The organism is Haloimpatiens massiliensis, assembly GCF_900184255.1.
GTDB classification, from domain to species: domain Bacteria; phylum Bacillota; class Clostridia; order Clostridiales; family Clostridiaceae; genus Haloimpatiens; species Haloimpatiens massiliensis.
In genome coordinates this window covers 258,145-277,372 of the sequence record NZ_LT854639.1, presented here as the reverse complement: position 1 = coordinate 277,372, position 19,228 = coordinate 258,145, and the positions used below count along the sequence as shown (strand labels likewise).

General features: G+C 27.7%; 14 protein-coding genes, 1 pseudogene and 1 riboswitch. Of the genes and pseudogenes, 9 read left to right on the top strand and 6 right to left on the bottom strand.

Annotation, left to right across the window (positions count from 1 at the left end; genetic code table 11):
- From C1715_RS06690 to C1715_RS06660, 7 genes are all read left to right on the top strand, one after another.
- On the top strand, positions 1 to 1,488 hold the full coding sequence (locus C1715_RS06690; protein WP_102399796.1) for a hypothetical protein: 1,488 nt from the start codon (positions 1 to 3) through the stop codon (positions 1,486 to 1,488).
- 31 nt (positions 1,489 to 1,519) lie between these two features.
- Positions 1,520 to 2,161: a hypothetical protein gene (locus tag C1715_RS06685; protein ID WP_102399795.1), complete on the top strand. Its 642-nt coding sequence runs from the start codon at positions 1,520 to 1,522 to the stop codon at positions 2,159 to 2,161.
- Between the two features lie 48 nt (positions 2,162 to 2,209).
- Positions 2,210 to 3,652 carry a hypothetical protein gene (locus C1715_RS06680; protein WP_102399794.1) on the top strand — a complete coding sequence of 481 codons (1,443 nt, stop codon included), beginning with the start codon at positions 2,210 to 2,212 and terminating at the stop codon, positions 3,650 to 3,652.
- 43 nt (positions 3,653 to 3,695) lie between these two features.
- On the top strand, positions 3,696 to 4,322 hold the full coding sequence (locus C1715_RS06675; RefSeq protein ID WP_102399793.1) for a hypothetical protein: 627 nt from the start codon (positions 3,696 to 3,698) through the stop codon (positions 4,320 to 4,322).
- A gap of 141 nt (positions 4,323 to 4,463) precedes the next feature.
- A complete protein-coding gene (locus C1715_RS06670; RefSeq protein WP_035291643.1) occupies positions 4,464 to 4,763 on the top strand; it encodes a hypothetical protein in 300 nt (99 codons plus the stop codon).
- A 46-nt stretch (positions 4,764 to 4,809) separates the two neighbouring features.
- Positions 4,810 to 5,106, top strand: a complete 297-nt coding sequence (locus C1715_RS06665) for a WXG100 family type VII secretion target (RefSeq protein ID WP_035291641.1) — start codon at positions 4,810 to 4,812, stop codon at positions 5,104 to 5,106.
- 455 nt (positions 5,107 to 5,561) lie between these two features.
- The gene (locus C1715_RS06660; protein WP_102399792.1) at positions 5,562 to 6,128 is read left to right on the top strand and encodes a hypothetical protein; all 567 of its coding nucleotides are present in this window, start codon (positions 5,562 to 5,564) and stop codon (positions 6,126 to 6,128) included.
- Positions 6,129 to 6,576: 448 nt separating this feature from the next.
- On the opposite strand, the gene C1715_RS06655 is transcribed toward C1715_RS06660, so the two are convergent.
- From C1715_RS06655 to C1715_RS06635, 5 genes are all read right to left on the bottom strand, one after another.
- On the bottom strand, positions 6,577 to 6,849 hold the full coding sequence (locus tag C1715_RS06655) for a DUF4190 domain-containing protein (RefSeq protein ID WP_102399791.1): 273 nt from the start codon (positions 6,847 to 6,849) through the stop codon (positions 6,577 to 6,579).
- 516 nt (positions 6,850 to 7,365) lie between these two features.
- The gene (locus tag C1715_RS06650) at positions 7,366 to 8,751 is read right to left on the bottom strand and encodes a L,D-transpeptidase family protein (protein ID WP_102399790.1); all 1,386 of its coding nucleotides are present in this window, start codon (positions 8,749 to 8,751) and stop codon (positions 7,366 to 7,368) included.
- A 496-nt stretch (positions 8,752 to 9,247) separates the two neighbouring features.
- Positions 9,248 to 10,459 carry a L,D-transpeptidase gene (locus C1715_RS06645; RefSeq protein WP_102399789.1) on the bottom strand — a complete coding sequence of 404 codons (1,212 nt, stop codon included), beginning with the start codon at positions 10,457 to 10,459 and terminating at the stop codon, positions 9,248 to 9,250.
- A gap of 1,128 nt (positions 10,460 to 11,587) precedes the next feature.
- Positions 11,588 to 13,072 carry a methyl-accepting chemotaxis protein gene (locus tag C1715_RS06640; protein ID WP_102399788.1) on the bottom strand — a complete coding sequence of 495 codons (1,485 nt, stop codon included), beginning with the start codon at positions 13,070 to 13,072 and terminating at the stop codon, positions 11,588 to 11,590.
- Between the two features lie 217 nt (positions 13,073 to 13,289).
- Positions 13,290 to 14,555 (bottom strand): FAD-dependent oxidoreductase, encoded by a 1,266-nt coding sequence (locus C1715_RS06635; protein ID WP_102399787.1) that lies wholly within the window; start codon positions 14,553 to 14,555, stop codon positions 13,290 to 13,292.
- Between the two features lie 371 nt (positions 14,556 to 14,926).
- Here C1715_RS06635 and C1715_RS06630 point away from each other — a divergent pair, with 371 nt between their 5' ends.
- Complete coding sequence (locus C1715_RS06630; RefSeq protein WP_102398664.1) at positions 14,927 to 15,841, top strand: transposase; 915 nt, start codon at positions 14,927 to 14,929, stop codon at positions 15,839 to 15,841.
- 418 nt (positions 15,842 to 16,259) lie between these two features.
- On the opposite strand, the pseudogene C1715_RS06625 reads toward C1715_RS06630, so the two are convergent.
- Positions 16,260 to 16,934 (bottom strand): annotated as a pseudogene (locus C1715_RS06625) (polysaccharide deacetylase family protein).
- A gap of 480 nt (positions 16,935 to 17,414) precedes the next feature.
- A riboswitch (Lysine riboswitch) is annotated at positions 17,415 to 17,582 on the top strand.
- Between the two features lie 271 nt (positions 17,583 to 17,853).
- On the opposite strand from C1715_RS06625, the gene lysA reads away from it, so the two are divergent.
- Positions 17,854 to 19,143, top strand: coding sequence for a diaminopimelate decarboxylase (gene lysA, locus C1715_RS06620; protein ID WP_102399786.1), 1,290 nt, complete (start codon positions 17,854 to 17,856; stop codon positions 19,141 to 19,143).
- Positions 19,144 to 19,228 lie beyond the last annotated feature (85 nt).

Below are 19,228 nucleotides of genomic sequence, written 5' to 3'. Positions count from 1 at the left end.
ATGTCAATACTTAAAGTGACTTATAGAGAACTTTCACTTGGAAGTAAATATATTAAAAAAACAGCCAGCGAACTTGAAAATTATGCTTCAAAAATGGAAAGAGGGGTATCAAGGAAAATTAGCAATATCTCAGGAGGTCAAAGCTGTAGGACAAATGATGCCTTTTATGAAACTCAGCTGAAGATAAAAGAGTTAAGAGAAAAGGGTGAAAAGTTCCATAATTATGCTGCCCAAATTGATAATTTTCATAACAAAGTTAAAGAAACTGATAAAAACGTTGCAAAACAGATAAAAGAAGCTACAGCTGACTTTGCTAATAGAAATAGATTTAAAATAGGAAAAGTTTCAGCCTTTTTTGAAAACTTAGCTGTTAACGCTATAAACTCAACTTCCTTAGGAAGATGGGTAAAAAATGTCTACAACAAAGTAGAAAATAAAGTTAATGACTGGAAAACTGAAATAAAGCATTGGTTTAGAACTGGTGGAGGAAAATATGTAAAGGATATTGCTCTATCAATATTGGCAATAGGAGTAGCCGTTTTTACTATAGTAACTGCAGGAGTAGGGATACTAGCAATATTAGCTGTAGTAGGAGCAGTAATAGCAATATCAAATGGGGTAACAAATATTATTGCAAGTGGTTTGGCATATGGCAAAAACAAAGAAGATCCAGCATGGGCTCATAGATATGGGAAACTAGATAAATTAAGTGATTTCTTACGAAAAGAAGGATATGAGGAACCAGCAGCTATATTGGACATAACGGAAGGTGTTACTACAATAGTAACAGGTGTCACATCAATAGGACAATTAGGAAGAAAGCTGACAGATTCCCTAGGAAATAAAGGTTTTATATCTATTAAGAATTTATTTGGAAACAGTACTGATGAGACAGTAGGAATATTAGGTAATAAATTTATGGTCAAAGGAGATAAAAAGTTTAAAGTTACAATAAAAAGTTTCTATAAAGGTTCGAAATCAATTTTTACTGATAGTAATTTTAGAAAAGCCATAGGTGAAAATAATAAGTTGTTTAAAGATGAGTTAATAGATACGTTTAAATATATCAAGATGAACACGAAACACAGCGGATATGTTTTAAAGGATTTAGTAAAAGGAAATAAATATCAAAAGTTACGTTCAAAAAAAATAATATCAAATTTTATTAAGAATGATATAAAAAATGCATTTAAAAATAAAGGATATAAAATAAAGAAAGATATTATTCCTGATTTTTCCAAATTGGATAAATTAAACAATGCAAATATGTTAGGCATAAAATTAAAATTTAATTCTAAAATAGGAAAAGGATTTAAACATGCAATAATTGGATTAAATAAAGCAGATATAGTATATAAAACAGGAAAAAATATACGTAATGGAAATATATTTATTCCAAATATTGCCTCGTTCCATTCTAATTTAAATAAAATAAGCAAATCCCTTAAAGATATAAAAATTAAACGTTATAAACTTGTATTTAATTAAAGAGTGAAGTAAAAGAAAGGAGAAAATTTATATGAAACAATATTATCCTGATCCAAAATTAAAAAGAAAATTACAAAGGACACAATATAAGAAACATCCAAAGTGGCATAAGAGGAAGTGGGTAAGAAGAATACTTTTATTGCTTGCACCAATAGGGGGTATACTATCGTTTTTTCGTTACAGGTTTGAAAATGGTATGTTTGCTCAAGATGGAGTTGACGGGATTGTAAGAGTTACCACTGCAGTAAGCATGGGGATTTTTGCTAGTATACCATACTTTGTGTATCGGAAAGCATTAGAAGGAAGCTGTGAATGCGTAGTAAACTATAGAGAACATGATACCGTGGTAATTACAGATGAAGATATAAAATATATATACCATCCAAGTAATCGAGATAATATAAAGTTGTTCCATCAATTTGAAATTAAGTTTAATGATATAACAAAGATGATATATAACACATATCATCAGAGGGTAGATATTTATGGTAAACAAAAGGAGATATATTATAGTGATGTTACGACAGGTGAGATAGGTAGGACAGAAGAGGTGGATAAACCGGATGAGAGAATAAGACTATACCTATACTTTGAAGGCAATGAAGAAATTGTAAAAACATTAGAAGAAAAGAGTGGAGTTCAGATGGAAAAGAGGGATTATCCAGAAGAATAGAAAAAAGAAAAATATTAATAAAGTTCAATAAATTGAGGTGATTAATATATGTCAATACTTAAAGTGACTTATGGAGAACTTTCACTTGGAAGTAAATATATTAAAAAAACAGCCAGCGAGCTTGAAAATTATGCTTCAAAAATGGAAAGAGGGGTATCAAGGAAAATTAGCAATATCTCAGGAGGTCAAAGCTGTAGGACAAATGATGCCTTTTATGAAACTCAGCTAAAGATAAAAGAGTTAAGAGAAAAGGGTAAAAAGTTCCATAATTATGCTGCCCAAATTGATAATTTTCATAACAAAGTTAAAGAAACTGATAAAAACGTTGCAAAACAGATAAAAGAAGCTACAGCTGATTTTGCTAATAGAAATGGATTTAAAATAGGAAAAGTTTCAGCTTTCTTTGAAAACTTAGCCGTTAACGCTATAAACTCAACTTCCTTAGGAAGATGGGTAAAAAATGTCTACAACAAAGTAGAAAATAAAGTTAATGACTGGAAAACTGAAATAAAGCATTGGTTTAGAACCGGTGGAGGAAAATATGTAGAGGATATTGGAGTATCACTAGTTGCAGTGGTTGCAGCTGTTGCAGCTACTATATTTACTATATATGGTGGAGGAGCATTTATTTTTATTGTAGCGGAGGTAATAACATATGGATTTATAATAATAAATAATACTATAAATATGTTTCAGAGTGAAAAGGCGTATAATTCCAATAAAAATGGTGAGTTAGTATGGGCTGTTAGATATGGGAAAATTGATAAACTTGCACAATTCATAAGAGCTAATTTTAATAATAATGAAAGTAAAACTGTAATAAATATTTTAAATGTAACAGAATGTATTAGTAATATTACAGTAGGGGTAGGTTCTATAGCTAGTTTAGGAAAATTATTTACAACTCCTGGTAAAACTAAGGGGTTTATTTCAATAAAGCAACTTTTCGGAAGTCAAAACAATGCTAGAAGTGTAGGAATTTTGGGAAGTAAATTTAAGGTAACTAATGGTAAAAAGAAAGTTTTTACTTTTAGGAGTATAGGAAATGGATTAGAATCATTAATATGTGATAATGAATTTAGGTCTAAGATAGGAAAGAGTTGTTGCTTATTTAAATATGAATTAATAGATAAGTTTAAGTATAAAAAATCTACTCTAATTCAAGCTAAATCATTAGTTGGTAAGGTTGTTAAGGGTGATAGTCAAACAAGTAAAAGAGCTTTAGATATTTTCAAATCAACATTTAAAAGCGACTTTAGTAGTTTTGTAAATAATTTAAATCTAAAAATTGAGGGAAAATTTTTTACTGGAAAAGGGTTAAGTGAGATAGGAATGGCAATAGGAGATAATAAATTACCTATAACTATATCACAGCTAATAGCACCGAATATAGAAAAATTGAAATCTAGTATAGATGATATTAAAGAAGCAATAATAAATTACCAGAAATATTTAAGAGAAAGCAATAACGCTTTAGGAAGTAAATATTAGTAAAGTTTATGATAAATATAAATAAGTTTTATAAGGAGAAAATATGAAGCAGTATGAAGTTGATAGAAAATTAAGATTAAAGTTAATAATGACGCAGCATAAAAAACATCCTAAGTGGAAAAAGAGAGCTTGGCTTAGATGGTTTTGGAAAATTTTTATGATAGTTGGATCAATAGTAGTTGGAGTTATGTTTTATAAAGGAGAAGAAGGAAGAAGTATTAGTGATTTTTTTGTTGGATTTATATCAGGATTATTAATTTTTTGGATACCGTCAATGTCTTATTATTTTATTTTACGTAAAACTTGTAGAAGCTTTATTGATTATAAGGAAAATGAAACTTTAATATTAACAGATAAAGAAATTAGAAATGTGTATCTCCCTCAGGATGCAAAAAGAATATGTATGTATGAAGAGGATATCTTTCAGTACACCAAGGTACAAAGATTAGTATATAATGAATACCATCAAAACTTGGACATTTACGGAAGATATAAAAAAATATGGTACAAAAATTATAATACAGGAGAGATTGCTTTAGAAAGAGGAATAAGAGATAAAAATAATAAGTTAAGATTATTTCTTTACTATGACGATAACCATGGATTAATGGATACTATTTCTCAAAAAAGTGGTGTAAAGATAGAAGTTGTTAATTATCCATCAGAATAAAGAAAAAATTATAAATGCTAGAAATTGATAAATTTTAAAGGGTATAGATATTAGAAGAATTTGTGAGAACCCTTTTGGAAAAAAGCGGGGTAGAGATTGAAATAAGGGATTATCCAGAGGAGTAATTAAAAGGGTGATTATATGGAGGATTTTAAAATAGATACAGATGCTTTAAAAAAAGCTGCAGGAGAATACGAAAAACAATTAGAAAATTTAGAAACCATAAAATTGAAAATAGATAGAATTTTATTTAGCTTGAAGTATAGTGGGTGGGATAGTGAAGCAGGAGAAGCTTGTATGAAAAAATTTGATGATAAATTAGCTAAAGAGATTGATAAGTATATTAAAGTGGTTAATTTTTTAGATGGTGTTTTAAGTGGTTCTCAAATCCAGTTTGAAAGTTTAATAGAAGAAGCTAATAAATTAAAATCCATAGGTTAAATCCGCTAAGCGGTTTTAAATATTAAATTTTTGGGAGGTATTTTATATGTCACAAATTAGAATTACACCACAGGAATTATATGACGGATCTAATAAGATAAAAGGAATAGCAAATTCTATAATGCAGGATTTAAAAACATTAAAGTCTACAGTAGATCAGGTAGCAAATAACTGGGAAGGTGCAGCTCAGAGTAGTTATGTACAAAGCTTTGAACAAATATATTCAGAGTTTGTAAAAACATTCCCGCCAACAGTAGAAGGTTTAGCAAATCAAATGAATGGAGCAGCAGAAAATTTAGAACAAACAGATGCAGAATTAGCAAAAATATTTTCATCAAAATAAATTACAAAGGGCATGTTGCATTAAGAAATTTACAGCTAATATATTGTTTTGCAAACTTTAAACTGGCATATTTTAATTTGTAATATAAACTTTATACATGAAATATTCATTGTTTTTGTATAATTATTATATGATTATCCCACAAAAAGTATTACATTACTTGAATTATGAAATGTCTCCTCCATGAGTTACATAAGAGCTGGGAACAATAAATTTAATTTAAATAGTTCCTTCGCTTCTTATTCAACTCATTCCAGAGAAATTTCATAATTTCACTGCATTGTACCTTATTGTGGGTTAATCATTATATTTAAGAATGGCTTGAAACTATATTGTTTCGTTTAGAAAATTTTAATATAGATTTCAAATTACCAATTGCAGCTAGCATAATATATTGTAGTATTTATTCTTGGTGCAGCAGCACTCCTTATGTAATTTAAAAAGGAGAATGTTCAATGGAAAACCAGGTAGTAGAATTTATAAGTAAAATATATACACAAGGAGAATCACCGCATCCAACCATAAGAAAACTAACTAAAGGGACATTAATCATAATTGGTGTACTTTGCTTATTTGAGATATGGCTAGGTGACTTTTCATTAGATCGAACCAAAATAATAGCTGTAATCTTATCTATATTTGTATTAACTAGAACAAGACCGGTTGCTGGATACAAGAGTGTAGTTACAAAAGTTGAGTTGAATGAGGAGGCAATTACAATACTATATGATGGTTTAGACAGAGGCGATAAAATGGGACCAAGAGTAGAGAAGACAAAAGTGCAATATGAAAATATAACTAAACTTGAGTATAGCACTCCATTAAGATGTTTAAACATTCAAGGATTCCCAATGGAATCAATAAGATACTTAAAACAACCTAGTGAAAAAGAATTTGTAAAAGATTATTTTGATAAAAAAGAAGAAAAAAGGACACTTTTATATATTGCAGGCGAAGAAAAAGAAAAAATAGTAAATATTCTTAAAGAAAAAACAGGAAAGAAAATTACTGAGTTAAATTAAGGACTTTTATGAATATTATAAAATGAGGATGTGAATATTATAAAATGCACAGGGTGCCGTATTGGATATGGCACCCTTAGTAATGTAAAATTTAAAATGAAGGTTAAAATTATTTTATACTTATTATTTCCATTAATGTAATCTATACATACATATACTTATTATATCCATTACTGTAAGTTATACATACATAAAAAAATTGAGTTGTCGCATTAAGAAATTTACATACAATATACTGTTTTGCAAGTTTAAGCTTAACACAATATATTGTAGTATTTATTTTTAGTGCGACAGCCCCGTTAATTCTAGAATGCGAAATTAAGGTTAAAATTTCTAAAAAAGTTTTTCTATTTAATTTTTAATTGTAATTTTATAGCTGGAAAAGTTGAATATATAAGTTATTTGCAGAAAAAAGATAATAGTTTATCTATTGTACTTGTAATTCAATCTATAAAAGTGTTGTTAACATCACGACTGCATAAATAACATTTATTATTCCTGAAACCAAACCAGCGATAGCAAAGCCTTTTCCTTTTTGATTATCTGTTTTGATTTGTGATAAGGCAATTGATGAGAAAACAATCGCTAGTGTTCCAATGATTCCAAAAAGGTTTAAAAACCAAGATACTATACCTAAAACTAAACCAGTTATAGCAAATACATTTGTTGATTTCCGTTGGGAATTTTGATTATCATTCCAAAGATTGTTGTTATTATCCATTTTAATGCCTCCTTTTTAGTTATACCTTAGCCATAGAAAAACAGTATTTTTATATTCTTATGAATTTAAAAATTTTATTATAACCTTCTGCATTTTCATTTTGCTTATTTTAGGCACATTCAAATAAATAACAAGTCAGTATTCTAGTCTATTTTGCGTCATACTGCGTCAGCAGAAACCACCGATAGCTCTACAGCGGCGGAACCTGTTTCCTTGTCTGACACAAAATATACCTGCATCTTTGACTTGTTATTTATTTTCATGTACCTTATGAAAATAGAATAAACAAAAATAAAAGCCACATAGGTAAATTTAAATATTTTTAACCTATGTGGGCTTGTATTTATTGTGTTTAAACCATTTTGTTTAATTTATTTTGTTTATATTTATTTGTATTTATTTTTACTTATGTTTGTTTGCATTTGTATTTTATATTTTTATTTGTGTTTTATAAAAAATTTGTGAAAACCACCGTTGTTTATGTCGGGGATAGTTCACATAAGTAAAATACAATTATTAATAATGGCAAATAATTGGAGTTCCAGCTTTAATATTTTCAAAGGTGGTTTTTGCTAATTCATAAGGACAATTTACACAGCCATGAGAACCTTTTTTTTCATAGAGCTTTCCACCAAACTCTTTTCGCCAAGTAGCATCATGCATACCAATACCTCCATTAAAAGGCATCCAAAAACTAACTGGTGTGGCATAATCCTCTCCTTTTAAGGTAGCATCCTTTTCTTTATAACTTAATTTATAGACACCTTCTGGGGTAGGGGTTTTTTTAACTACACTACCAGTAACCACATCTCCATCTACCACAAGAGCACCATCTTTATAAACCCATAAATGCTGTTTTGTTAGGTCGATTTCTACATAAGAGTTACCTATTTCATTAGGGTCGCTGCTACTTGGAATTTGAGAATATGAAGGTTTTTTACTTACAGACTTACCTTCTTTTATAGCTTGTACTAAATTTTCTACTTCTTTTGACCTGTTAATTTTCCAACCGTAGTTTCCGCCGTTTACTTTTATATGTGTACCTGATGCGGTAACAAAATCTTTTGCTTTGCCAACTGTATCATAAGTATATGCTAAATTATTTATATATGTCCATACCTTTTGTTTGTCTATAGAAACATTAAAATTTTCATCCACTTTAATTAAATTTTTTATTATAGAGGTATCAAATACTTCTTTATTTCCTCTAATGTCAAATGTTACTGTTGATTGCAAATATTTATTCATGGTCTTTTGAGCTTCTACAACTTCTTTTGACTTTGAAGTATATTTTGGATTTTCATAGCAATTACTTTTTTCTAAATCTATAACATTTTTATTATTAATTATTGCATCTTTTATTTCTTTATATAGTTTATCTTTAATAATCTTATTTCCCATAGTTTCTTTTACAATTTCATAGCCTTTATCAGTATATTTTAAACTAGCATTTTTAGGGTTTGTTATTGCATTTTCATTAAAAAAGGACATTTTATCAATGCATTCCTTTAACAGTTTTTCATCATAAGAAATAGTCCTAGATACTTCATATTGTTTTCTTTTAAAAATACCTCCAAGCAAATTAAAGGGATTTTGATCTTTTTTCAATTTTTTAATTTCATCATTAGGATTATATTTGAGATTAAAATCTTTTGCTGAAATTTTCTCTTTAGTTCCATTTCTACCCTCTAACTGTAATGTATAATTTTTTACTTCATTTTCTAGTTCTTTAGTGACCCGTTCTACAGTTTTATTGGATGCTTTAACACCATTAATAGTAGTTCTTAATTGAAAATGATTTCTAAAATATAATACCGTACATAAATAGATTATAATTACGCCCAATAATATAAAACTAGGTCGAATATGATTTTTTCCTTTGCGTTTCTTTTGTCTACTCATTCAAAATATGCCTCCTAAACATTAGTTACTATTATAATATATAACATTTCATACTAGGTTTTCAATGGAAAAGATGAAGGTTAAGAATTTAATTTGAAAAATGAAGAAAAACAAAGGGATGTTAAGCATTATCTAGTTATTATTCGATTACGACAAAAAAAGGAAATAGGCACATGGTTAAGTATTATTTTGCTATTCATAAATATTCCAAAGAACATATTTAGAATAAGTATATAGCTATATTTAAAGCATTAGCTGGATTAGAAAATATTCAATTTTTTTTGGGGACGGTTAAGAAGTTTATGGTTTTTTTGGGGACGGTTAAGAAGTTTATTTAAAAAATTAAAACTTAATTAACCGTCCCCATTATTTTTTATTTATTTATTATTTATATTTATTTAAATTTGTAGTAGAACTTTTGATTAATGGAGCTTAGATTATTTAGGTTAATTGAAAACAGAATAAAAGCAATTCAAAATAAGTAAGAATATAACGTTTATTTAATATACACAGTAGTACCATTAGGTATATTATTATAAATCCATTTTGCATCTTCCACAGGTAATCTCACACATCCATGGGAAGCAGGTTTACCTAAAGTGTAATCTACTATTTTCTTGTTAATATCCATTGGTAGAGAATGAAATAAGTAATTTCCATAAAAACTAACCCAATATTTTGCTCCTTCACTATATTTATTACTATAAAACCAAGTACCTCTATAATTAACTTTGTAAGTACCTGATGGAGTTTCTGAGCCGGATTTTCCTGTGCTACAACTTATACTCTTGGATAGATTCCATTGACCATTTGTATTTGAAAATACATTAGTTTTTTGATTGTTTGTGTCAACATAAATTAAAAAATTTGTAGCGCTTTTTAGAGTTTTGCCATTAATACAAACTGCTGTGTTAGAATTTGATGAATTATTCTTGAGAGTCATAATGTTATTTTTGGTTTTTTTTAATTTTTCTTCGGCTAATTTTTTTCTTCTTTCTCTTTCTTCAGCTAATTTTTTTTCCTTTTCTTGTTTATCTTCAAAGTTTTTTCTGGCTTTGTTTACTTCATCTTTCTTATTTAAAAAATCTTTTTCTAAAAAAATAGTTTTATTTTTTTCTAATAAGGTAAGGGCATCATTAAATTTTTCTTTATTAACAAGATTATTTACCTCTTGAAATATGTACATTCTATATTGTTCTATTATAATCTTTTTAAGCTCTTTTGCTTCTACATTGTCACTATATAATTTTAGTGAGTATTCCACTTTTTTTAGGGCGTTTTCAAAATTTTTATTATCTAAAAATTTTTTTGCTTCTAAATATGTATTTTGGGCTTCGTATTTATTATTTATTTTGTCTTCAGTTTTTTTTATAATATCAATATCAACTTCTTTATAGTTTTTTGTTTCCTTAATAATTAAAATAGCATCTTCATAATTGCAATGTCCATCTAAAAACTGATGCTCAGTTTTTATTAAATTATCTTCTAGAAATGTTGATATATTTTCTATAAAATGAAATTTTTTGTATAAGTATTTTTTTTCGTTTTTTTCATATATGTTTTTTGAAGTTTTATAATCTTTTTTTGAATAACTTTGTTTAAATAAATTAATTTGGGTCATTACAGCATTTTTTTGAATACCTAAAAATACTACAGAAGATGCAGTTATAAATAGAATCCCAATTAAAATCTTCATAAATTTTTTCATATATAGATGTTCTCCTTTCAAGTTCTAATGCACCATGAAACATATAGGAAATATTATATTGTAAATTATACTATTACAACATAATTTAATCAATTTTGGATTCCGAAAAAAAGGAAATAAAAAGAGAAGAGAGAGAAGAAGAGAGAGAAGAGAGAGAGAAGAGAGGGAGAGAAGAGAGGGACGGTTAAGAGAAGAGAGGGAAGAGAAGAGAGGGACGGTTAAGAATTTTTTATTTAGGAAAAATCTAGTAGGAATAAAAATTGGTTACAACTCATAGAATGCTAGCTGTTATGTAGTTTTCTTTTAAACTTGTTAACAGGCAAGTCCCAGCATATTGATTGCATTTAAAATAGTATATATAGTCATAGGATTTAGTTTTTGTATTTTTATTTTGTATTATAGAGTAGTCTTTAGTTTTTTATGCTGTCTTTTTTTATCTTCATTACATGTATAGTCTATAAATTCACAGTTTATATATGATACAGCATTCATAAAACTTCTAGGAACAAATATCAGATACTATTTTGTTTTATATAGATACTTAATGGATAAATATAAGGTTCTATTATTAGAAAATTGTTGTATTTAACTGTTTAAGTTAATGCATAGGTATAGATTTTCAATAAGGAATTCATACGATCTTTTACAGTTAAATATATTTATTACAGTTGTTATTATTTGGAGATATATTTATTTGTTATTAAGAAAAATTTTTGTATTTTTATATATTTTATGTTATATACGTTATATTTATAAAGTTAGGTTTTAATGGTATAATATGGAATTGAGAAATGATAATTTTTCATTTTGGTTTTAAGATTAGGGATAGATTTTTTGTTATATTCAAGTTTATATCCGAATTTTTATAAATTTTTTATTACAGTAACTATGTTTTGGAATATTTACACAATAATTTTTATCTACTTTTATTTAACGTTGAAGAAAGATATACTTTTAAAAAGAAAATTAAATAGAATAAATGGAATAATAAAGAGACGGTAATCAACCGTCTCTACTAATTTAATTTACTAAAATTTTTATTAACTTCATTAATTTTATTAATTTTTATATTTGAATGGTATTAAACTTAACCGTCCCCACTTTTTTTTCCTACTTTTCTTTTTTAAATTAGTTCTCTGGAGTGCTATTAAGCAAACTTTCTGCTGCAGTTATTAATTGTGATACATAATCTTTGGAAATGTCAGCATTATTTTTAAAATCCTCTGATATGGATAGGGTTTGCTCTGCGTTGCCAGTGGTTTCTTCAGCAATAGCAGTAAGGGATTCTAGAGAATCTACTATGATTTTAGCAGAAGAAGATATTTCGTTTATTTTTTCATCTACTTCATCTACTTTAGTATTAATAGTGTTTCCATCAGCTTTTATTATGTTCAATATTTTTTCTGTTTCATCTACTAATTTATTTTGTTCAGCATTAATGTTTAGGAGCTCATTAATAAATTGAGAAGATTTAGTAACTTCATTATTTAAATCTGATATAATATCAGAAATATTGTTAGTGGCATCTTTACTAGCATCTGCTAGGCGTCTAATTTCTTCGGCTACCACCGCAAAGCCTCGTCCACTTTCTCCAGCTCTAGCTGCTTCTATAGCGGCATTTAGCGATAATAAATTTATCTGCTCTGCTATTCCTGTTATCATGTTTGTTATGTCTTTAATATTTTCGGCAGAATCCTTAAGTTTAACAGAACTATTCTGTACCTGTGAGTTTTTATTTTCTATAAGTTTTGCAGTTTTAGAAAGCTCATTTACTATTTTTAAACCTTCCTGTAGGTTTTTATGGTTTTGGTCTGTGCTTTCTTTTACTTGCTGTGATATTTTTACAGTATTGTGTATTTTATCTTCAATAACTTCTACAGATTTACTCTGTTCTTGAATATTTTCAGTGGTATTTTCAGCTCCAGAAGCTATTTCAGCTACAGCACTATGAACGATGTTAGATGATCCTTTAATTTTGTCCATTATTTCATTTAAATTGCTGGAGTTTTTATTTATGATTTTAACCATTTGTATTATATCTTCTATAACTTTTTTTTGGTCATTATTTACTTTGTAACTTATTTCCTTTTCAGATTCTGCCTCTTTAGCTTTGTCTCCTCCAAATTTAGTTACTATAATAGTTATAAATATGAATAAGCATAATATTACTAATAAAAAAGCTGCATTGCCCAAGAATTCTGGTTCGTTTCTATGGATTAGTAACCAAACAATATTAGATACTATTGTCCCAATTATGGGAAATACTAATTTTTTTACATCTAGGTATAAGCTTAAGGTTATTATTAGTGGTAAAACTAAAATGGTAGAATATTGTAGTTGTGATGCTAGAAGTATTATTAAATAGGATATAGAAAAACATACGGAAATAACATGGCATAGAATATGGCTTTCTTTGTTTTTGAAATATATAATACTAGATACTATTAACGAAACAACAAAAAAGCAACTACCTACTATTGTGTAATTCATAGAAATCAAATTTCTAGAGTTACATAAAAAGAATCCTAAGGTATAGAACATCCCTATAACCCAAGTGGAAATAAGAAAGTATTTGTTCTCTTTACTGGTGATTTTACTTTTTGGTAAATTCATGTTTCCCCTCCTAAAACTTATGACAAAGTATTTTGATTAAATGATAAAATGTTATGCTGGAGCATTACAATTTAATATAAAATTTAAATTTTTAAACTTATTAGTAATATAGAACATATCTTAAATATATAGTAAAAATATATATATATTTAAAGCAAAATATATGGTTAATATTAAATAAATCCTTTATATAATAAATTGATAACGGTTTGGTATTTTAGAAGAATCTTTCTACTAGTGTTTTAGAGTAAGATGAACATTCCTCAAGGTTTGAAAAACTCATGATTTCTCCTGCATAGAATGTATTTAATTGCCCTTGTTTTCCTTCTAATTTTTCGTACCATCCATTTTTCATTTCTGTGGAATTTACATGTGGAAAATATTCCCAAGTTTTATGTAGTATGATATCTCTTAGGTTAATATTAAATTTACGTAAGTCTTCTTCTAGTAGTGCCCTGCATTCCTTATCTCCGATATTTTGAGCGGAGTCACCTAAAATGTAAAAAGTAAGTACTTGTTCTGGATCATCTTTCCATCTACTTAGATAAAACATAACATGACCAGCTTTAGATTGCACCATGTTTTTTGGATAATAGCCTGAGTTTATAGAAAAATTTTCTACAGTACATGAATATATTTTATATTCATTAGTTATTATTTTTGCAAAAAGCTCCTTTTCATCGACATCTATATCCACATAATTATGTAAATTTTGTAATGGAGATGTGAATATTATTTTGTCATATTCTTCTTTGCCAAATTCAGTATAGACGTAAACTTTATTATCTTTTCTTTCTATTTTACTTATAGAGGTGTTTAACCTAGGTCTTTGATCCAAGCTTTCCGCAATTCTTTCACAGAAAATTTCTGTTCCTTCGCTCCAAGTCATTATTTTTTTACTAAACATAGATTCTATGGTATCCCAGTCTATATATTGAAGCACATAGGCAGCAGGAACTAAATTAAAATATCCATATCCAAAGGATGTGAATGGATTTAGCCACACTTTTAAACACAAAGGAACTTCGTTCATAATGCAAAAATCATAAAATGTTTCTTTTAAATCTTCGTGAGTATTAGCATGTCCAGGAAGATTATAACCTTTATATTTTGTTTCTAGCAAATGTTTCATCTTTGCTAATTGTGCCTCTAATAAAGGCTTTTCTTCTGGAGTTATGCCTATTAATTCCTTTCCATTAATATGATTAAATATTTTTGCATTTAATTTAGGACCGTCGCCTTTAAAATTTAGTTTTTTCATTATTTCTAAAATAGTATTGTAATTTACTTCGTCGCCCATTGCTGCCCCCATTTCATAGGTACGTCCCTTGAATCTAGGGGAGTGGCACTTTCCACCTAATCTCTCTAGTTTTTCTAACACAGTTATGTTTTTATAGCCTTTTTCTTTTAAAAACCATGCTGCACTCAAACCAGATATTCCAGCTCCTACTATGCATATTTTTTCCTCAAAATTTTTATTCATAAATTATTCCTCCTCTAATAAAATATCATAAAATTATAAAAATTCCAAATATATTATAATATTCTATATTTTATATTCGTTTGTATGTTTAGGTTACTTTAGAAAAAGATGAGAAATAGGGACAGTTAAGAATTTTTTAAGGAAATAGCGACAGTTAAGAATTTTTTATTTAGAAAAAAAGAAGAAAAAAAGGGATAAAAATATAAAAAAAGGGACGGTTATAAAAAAAGGGACGGTTAAGAAAAATACATTTACAATTTTTTAATACAATTTGAATAATAACTTTATTTTATGGCAAGTATTCAAATAAAAGTAATGAATATACAATTGAAAATTCAAGTAAAAAAATAGCTATAAAGTGAGGTAATATTATGCCAAGAGGAGAAAGAATAAAAGAGGACGATGCTATATATCATGTAATGATAAGAAGTATAAGTGAAGTACCATTATTTAAGAAAGATAAAGATAAGGATATCTATTTAGAAGAAATGAAAAAAAGGCAACAAATGTATAAATTTAAGGTATATGCATACTGCATGATGACTAACCACGCTCATTTTATGATTGATTCTAATGGTGCGGACATATCAAAAATAATGCATGGTTTAAATTTTAAATACGCTATAACATTTAATAAAATTCACAAAAGACGTGGGCACTTATTTCAAGATAGATTTAAGAGCAAAATAGTGGATACAGACAGGTATTTAGTAGTTTTATCAGCATATATTCATAATAATCCATTGAAAATAAGGGGATATGAACATCAGCCAGAAAAATATAAGTATTCAAGTTTAAAAGTATATTTAGGTCTTGAGAAAGATAAAACAGGGCTTTTAGATGAAGAGTATGTAATGAAATTCTTTGGCTCAAATGTATTAAATGCAAGAGAAAATTACATGAAGTTTGTGTATATTTGTGATGAGGAAAGATTAAAGAAAGAAATAGAATTTGAAGACCAAAAGACAGAATACAGAAGTGAAAAAACAGTATTGATAAGGGATTTTGATCCTGATAAAATAATGGAATTTGTAGCAGAAGAAACAGGCATAAAAAAAGTAATGTTATATGTAAAAAACAGTAGAAATACTAAGGTTGCTAGGGCACTCGCTGCGCTTTTAATGAGGTGTCTTTGTGATTTTAAGTGTAGTGACATATGTAAGATATTTGGAAATATAACTCAATCAAGGGTGTCAAAGCTTTGTTCTATTGGAGTTGAGCTTATATCAACAGAAGATAAATATAGAAATATAATAGAGAAATTTATTTTCCAATACCAAACATAGGTATCCTAATAAAATTAGAGAGTGTGAACTTAGATTATAAAATTGAATTAATTTTTTGTTTAATTTAACAATAAGCCTTTTATTTTTAATTTAATAGAAAGTTTTATCTACATGTATATTTTTAATATGTACAAGCCTATTATCATAAGTGAAATCCATTAATAGCTAAAAAATATAGTAAATATAATGCGAAATTAAGTTAAATAAGTGATTAAATGATTAAATGTTTACGATAAATATAAGAAGAACAAAAGGGGAAATCTATTATATAAACTACATAAATATTATTATTATGTAAAATTTAAATACCCCTTTTTTCTTAAAAATTAACCGTCCCTTTTTTTTCTTTTTTTCTTTTCTTATTTGAGATATGCTCTAACTATATTCATTCCATTGTCAGCATATACACCAATTCTTTTTATACCGTATATATACCGTATATGCCATCGGATTTTTTACCAAGTCTACCACCTGTTGCAAGAGCCATGGTATATCCGGCTTCTTTAGCTGCTCTTATGGTATCATTATTATATTTACCACATGGATAAGCTATACAGGTTATTTTTTTATTTAATAAATTTTCTAATACTTCTTTAGAGTCTTTTAAAGTTTACAGTTGCTTTTCATAAGGAAGTCTATGTAGTTCTTGATGATTTGTAGTATGACTTTGTATGTCAATTCCATTATTTTGTAATTCTTTTATTTGTTTTGAGTTTAAGTAGGAATTATCTTTGTCTATAGAATCGGTAATTACAAATATAGTAGCATTTATGCCATATTTTTTTAGTATTGGATAAGCATTAGTATAATTATCTGCGTATCCATCATCTAGCGTTATAACTACAGATTTTTTAGGTATAGGACTGTCCTTTTCTATAAAATCATGCAATTGACTAACTGTAAGAGTCGTATAGCCATTATCTTTTATATATTTCATTTGTTCACTAAATTTTTCTTTAGGCATTCTTAAATTATTGTTTTTTTCATAGTCGATAGAATGATACATAAGTATACAGATATCTTCATTATTGTGTTTTAAGGGAATGTTTTTTGGAAAATCTTTTTCTTTTTTATTATTTAGATTATTTTTCATATCTTTTTTCACAGTATCTTTAGTATCTTTTTGTGGATTATTATTATCTTTATTTAATTTGTTTTTTTCTTCTGTTGATTTCATAGATGTTTCTTGATTATTATTGTACACAGTTTTATTATTTTTTTCTTTGCAACCGCATAGCGCTGTAATCATCACACATAACAGTATCATAAGAATTTTCTTAGAAATTTTCATTTTATTTCACCTCATTTTTATATTAAGAATCCATACTATATTAAGAATCCAAGAATATTATACTCGCAATGAACCTATCTGTGCAAATTATTCCATTTAATTAATACAATTAATATTATGTGTTATGTGCACAACTAATATTATGTAGATAAAGGAAAGGGATAAAGAGAGATAAAGGGACAGTTAAGAATTTTGTCTTGCATTCAAACAATAAATGTGATAGTATATTTTTTAATAAGTTTTAAAATTAATAAGATTAATAAAATTAAATTATAGTTAGTTACCTAGGGTAGAGGTGCTGTGTCTAATAGTAATTATTTGGAGCTGCAAGCTTTGAAGAATAATGAAAGGAGGCATGGCCGAAGAAAGTTATTAGCAAAAATGCTTTCTGGTTTTGCGTAGAATATATGTAAGACTGTCACTTAGTAAGAGTGGAGAGCTACAAGGTACACAAAGTTGCTATTTTTTTGAGTTTAATGCAATGAAGGTGTTCCTTCATTGCATTTATTTTTTGGTAAGTTAGTAAAGAAGTTAATAAAAATAATTGATAAAAAGTAATTAATAAAAACAATTAATAATATAAGATTAGAAAAATTAAATGTTAAAAATTGATTGCTAAAAGTTAATTATGAAAATTAATTACCACAAAGTAAACTTTAAGAAAAAGCAGTCATCCTGTGGTATCCTAGTCAACTAACACAAACTATAGGAGGGAATACAAATGAAAATTTTTAATGGAATGAGTGTTATTGATAACCAATTATTTATTCAAGGAATAAGTTGCGAAAAGTTAGTTGAGAAATATGGTACGCCACTTTATGTTATGGATGAAAATATGATTAGAAGAAATTGCAGAGAATTCTATAATAATTTTAGAGTTAGTCAAGGAAACAAAGTAGCATATGCAGGTAAAGCTTTTTTGACTATTGCTATGTGTCAGATAATTAATCAGGAAGGGCTTTGCCTTGATGTAGTATCTGGTGGAGAATTGTATACTGCATTTAAGAGTGGATTTCCTATGAGTAAGGTTTATTTTCATGGAAATAATAAAACTAATGAAGAAATACAAATGGGTATAAAATATGGTGTAGGGACATTTGTAGTAGATAATCTTTATGAAATGGAAAAAATAAATTATATAGCTAAAAAATATGGGGTAACTCAAAATGTTATTCTTAGAATAACACCTGGGATTGAAGCACATACCCATGATTATATAAAAACAGGGCAAGTTGATTCTAAATTTGGATTTACTATGATGAATAATGGTACAGAGGATGCTGTTAAAAAAGCAATAGAGCTGTCTAATGTGTATTTAAGGGGATTACATTGCCATATAGGATCGCAAATTTTTGATTTGCAGCCTTTTGAAGATGAAGTAGAAATAATGCTGAATATTATTAAAGGTATAAAAGAGCAATTCAATTTTGAGATAGAGGAATTGGATTTAGGAGGAGGGTTCGGAATATATTATACAGAAGGAGATGAACCTAAAACTATTAAAGAATACTGTAGTACAATTATAAATAAAGCAGAAATAACCTGTGACCAGTTAAATATAAAAAAGCCAGTGCTTGTGATAGAACCTGGCAGGAGTATAGCTGGTAATGCTGGAATTACTCTTTACACCATTGGAGCTATAAAAGACATACCAGAAATTAGAAAATATGTATCGGTGGATGGGGGTATGTCAGATAATATAAGACCAGCTCTTTATAATGCGCAATATGAATGTGTTATTGCAAATAATGTGGTTGGACAAGATAAGGAAACCGTAACTATATCAGGTAAATGCTGTGAATCTGGTGATATATTGTTAAGTAATGTCCAAGTACCTAGAGCAGAAAGTGGAGACATATTAGCTGTATTTTCTACTGGAGCTTATGGATATTCTATGTGTAGTAATTACAATAAAATACCGAAAGCTCCAGTGGTTCTTATAAAAGATAGGCAAGATAGAATTATATGCAAAAGACAATCCTATGAAGAATTGATTTCTAATGAAATATAAGTTAGGTGCCAGGCACCTGCCGATATTTGTCGATATTTATTGAAGTTATTAAGAGAGCTTAAAATAAAAAGTGAATAAAAGGCAA

What these genes read in the sequence shown, in the direction of transcription:
- C1715_RS06690 (WP_102399796.1), top strand. Translation starts at nt 1, where the DNA reads ATGTCAATACTTAAAGTGACTTATAGAGAACTTTCACTTGGAAGTAAA.
- C1715_RS06685 (WP_102399795.1), top strand. Translation starts at nt 1,520, where the DNA reads ATGAAACAATATTATCCTGATCCAAAATTAAAAAGAAAATTACAAAGG.
- C1715_RS06680 (WP_102399794.1), top strand. Translation starts at nt 2,210, where the DNA reads ATGTCAATACTTAAAGTGACTTATGGAGAACTTTCACTTGGAAGTAAA.
- C1715_RS06675 (WP_102399793.1), top strand. Translation starts at nt 3,696, where the DNA reads ATGAAGCAGTATGAAGTTGATAGAAAATTAAGATTAAAGTTAATAATG.
- C1715_RS06670 (WP_035291643.1), top strand. Translation starts at nt 4,464, where the DNA reads ATGGAGGATTTTAAAATAGATACAGATGCTTTAAAAAAAGCTGCAGGA.
- C1715_RS06665 (WP_035291641.1), top strand. Translation starts at nt 4,810, where the DNA reads ATGTCACAAATTAGAATTACACCACAGGAATTATATGACGGATCTAAT.
- C1715_RS06660 (WP_102399792.1), top strand. Translation starts at nt 5,562, where the DNA reads ATGGAAAACCAGGTAGTAGAATTTATAAGTAAAATATATACACAAGGA.
- C1715_RS06655 (WP_102399791.1), bottom strand. Translation starts at nt 6,849, where the DNA reads ATGGATAATAACAACAATCTTTGGAATGATAATCAAAATTCCCAACGG.
- C1715_RS06650 (WP_102399790.1), bottom strand. Translation starts at nt 8,751, where the DNA reads ATGAGTAGACAAAAGAAACGCAAAGGAAAAAATCATATTCGACCTAGT.
- C1715_RS06645 (WP_102399789.1), bottom strand. Translation starts at nt 10,459, where the DNA reads ATGAAAAAATTTATGAAGATTTTAATTGGGATTCTATTTATAACTGCA.
- C1715_RS06640 (WP_102399788.1), bottom strand. Translation starts at nt 13,072, where the DNA reads ATGAATTTACCAAAAAGTAAAATCACCAGTAAAGAGAACAAATACTTT.
- C1715_RS06635 (WP_102399787.1), bottom strand. Translation starts at nt 14,555, where the DNA reads ATGAATAAAAATTTTGAGGAAAAAATATGCATAGTAGGAGCTGGAATA.
- C1715_RS06630 (WP_102398664.1), top strand. Translation starts at nt 14,927, where the DNA reads ATGCCAAGAGGAGAAAGAATAAAAGAGGACGATGCTATATATCATGTA.
- lysA (WP_102399786.1), top strand. Translation starts at nt 17,854, where the DNA reads ATGAAAATTTTTAATGGAATGAGTGTTATTGATAACCAATTATTTATT.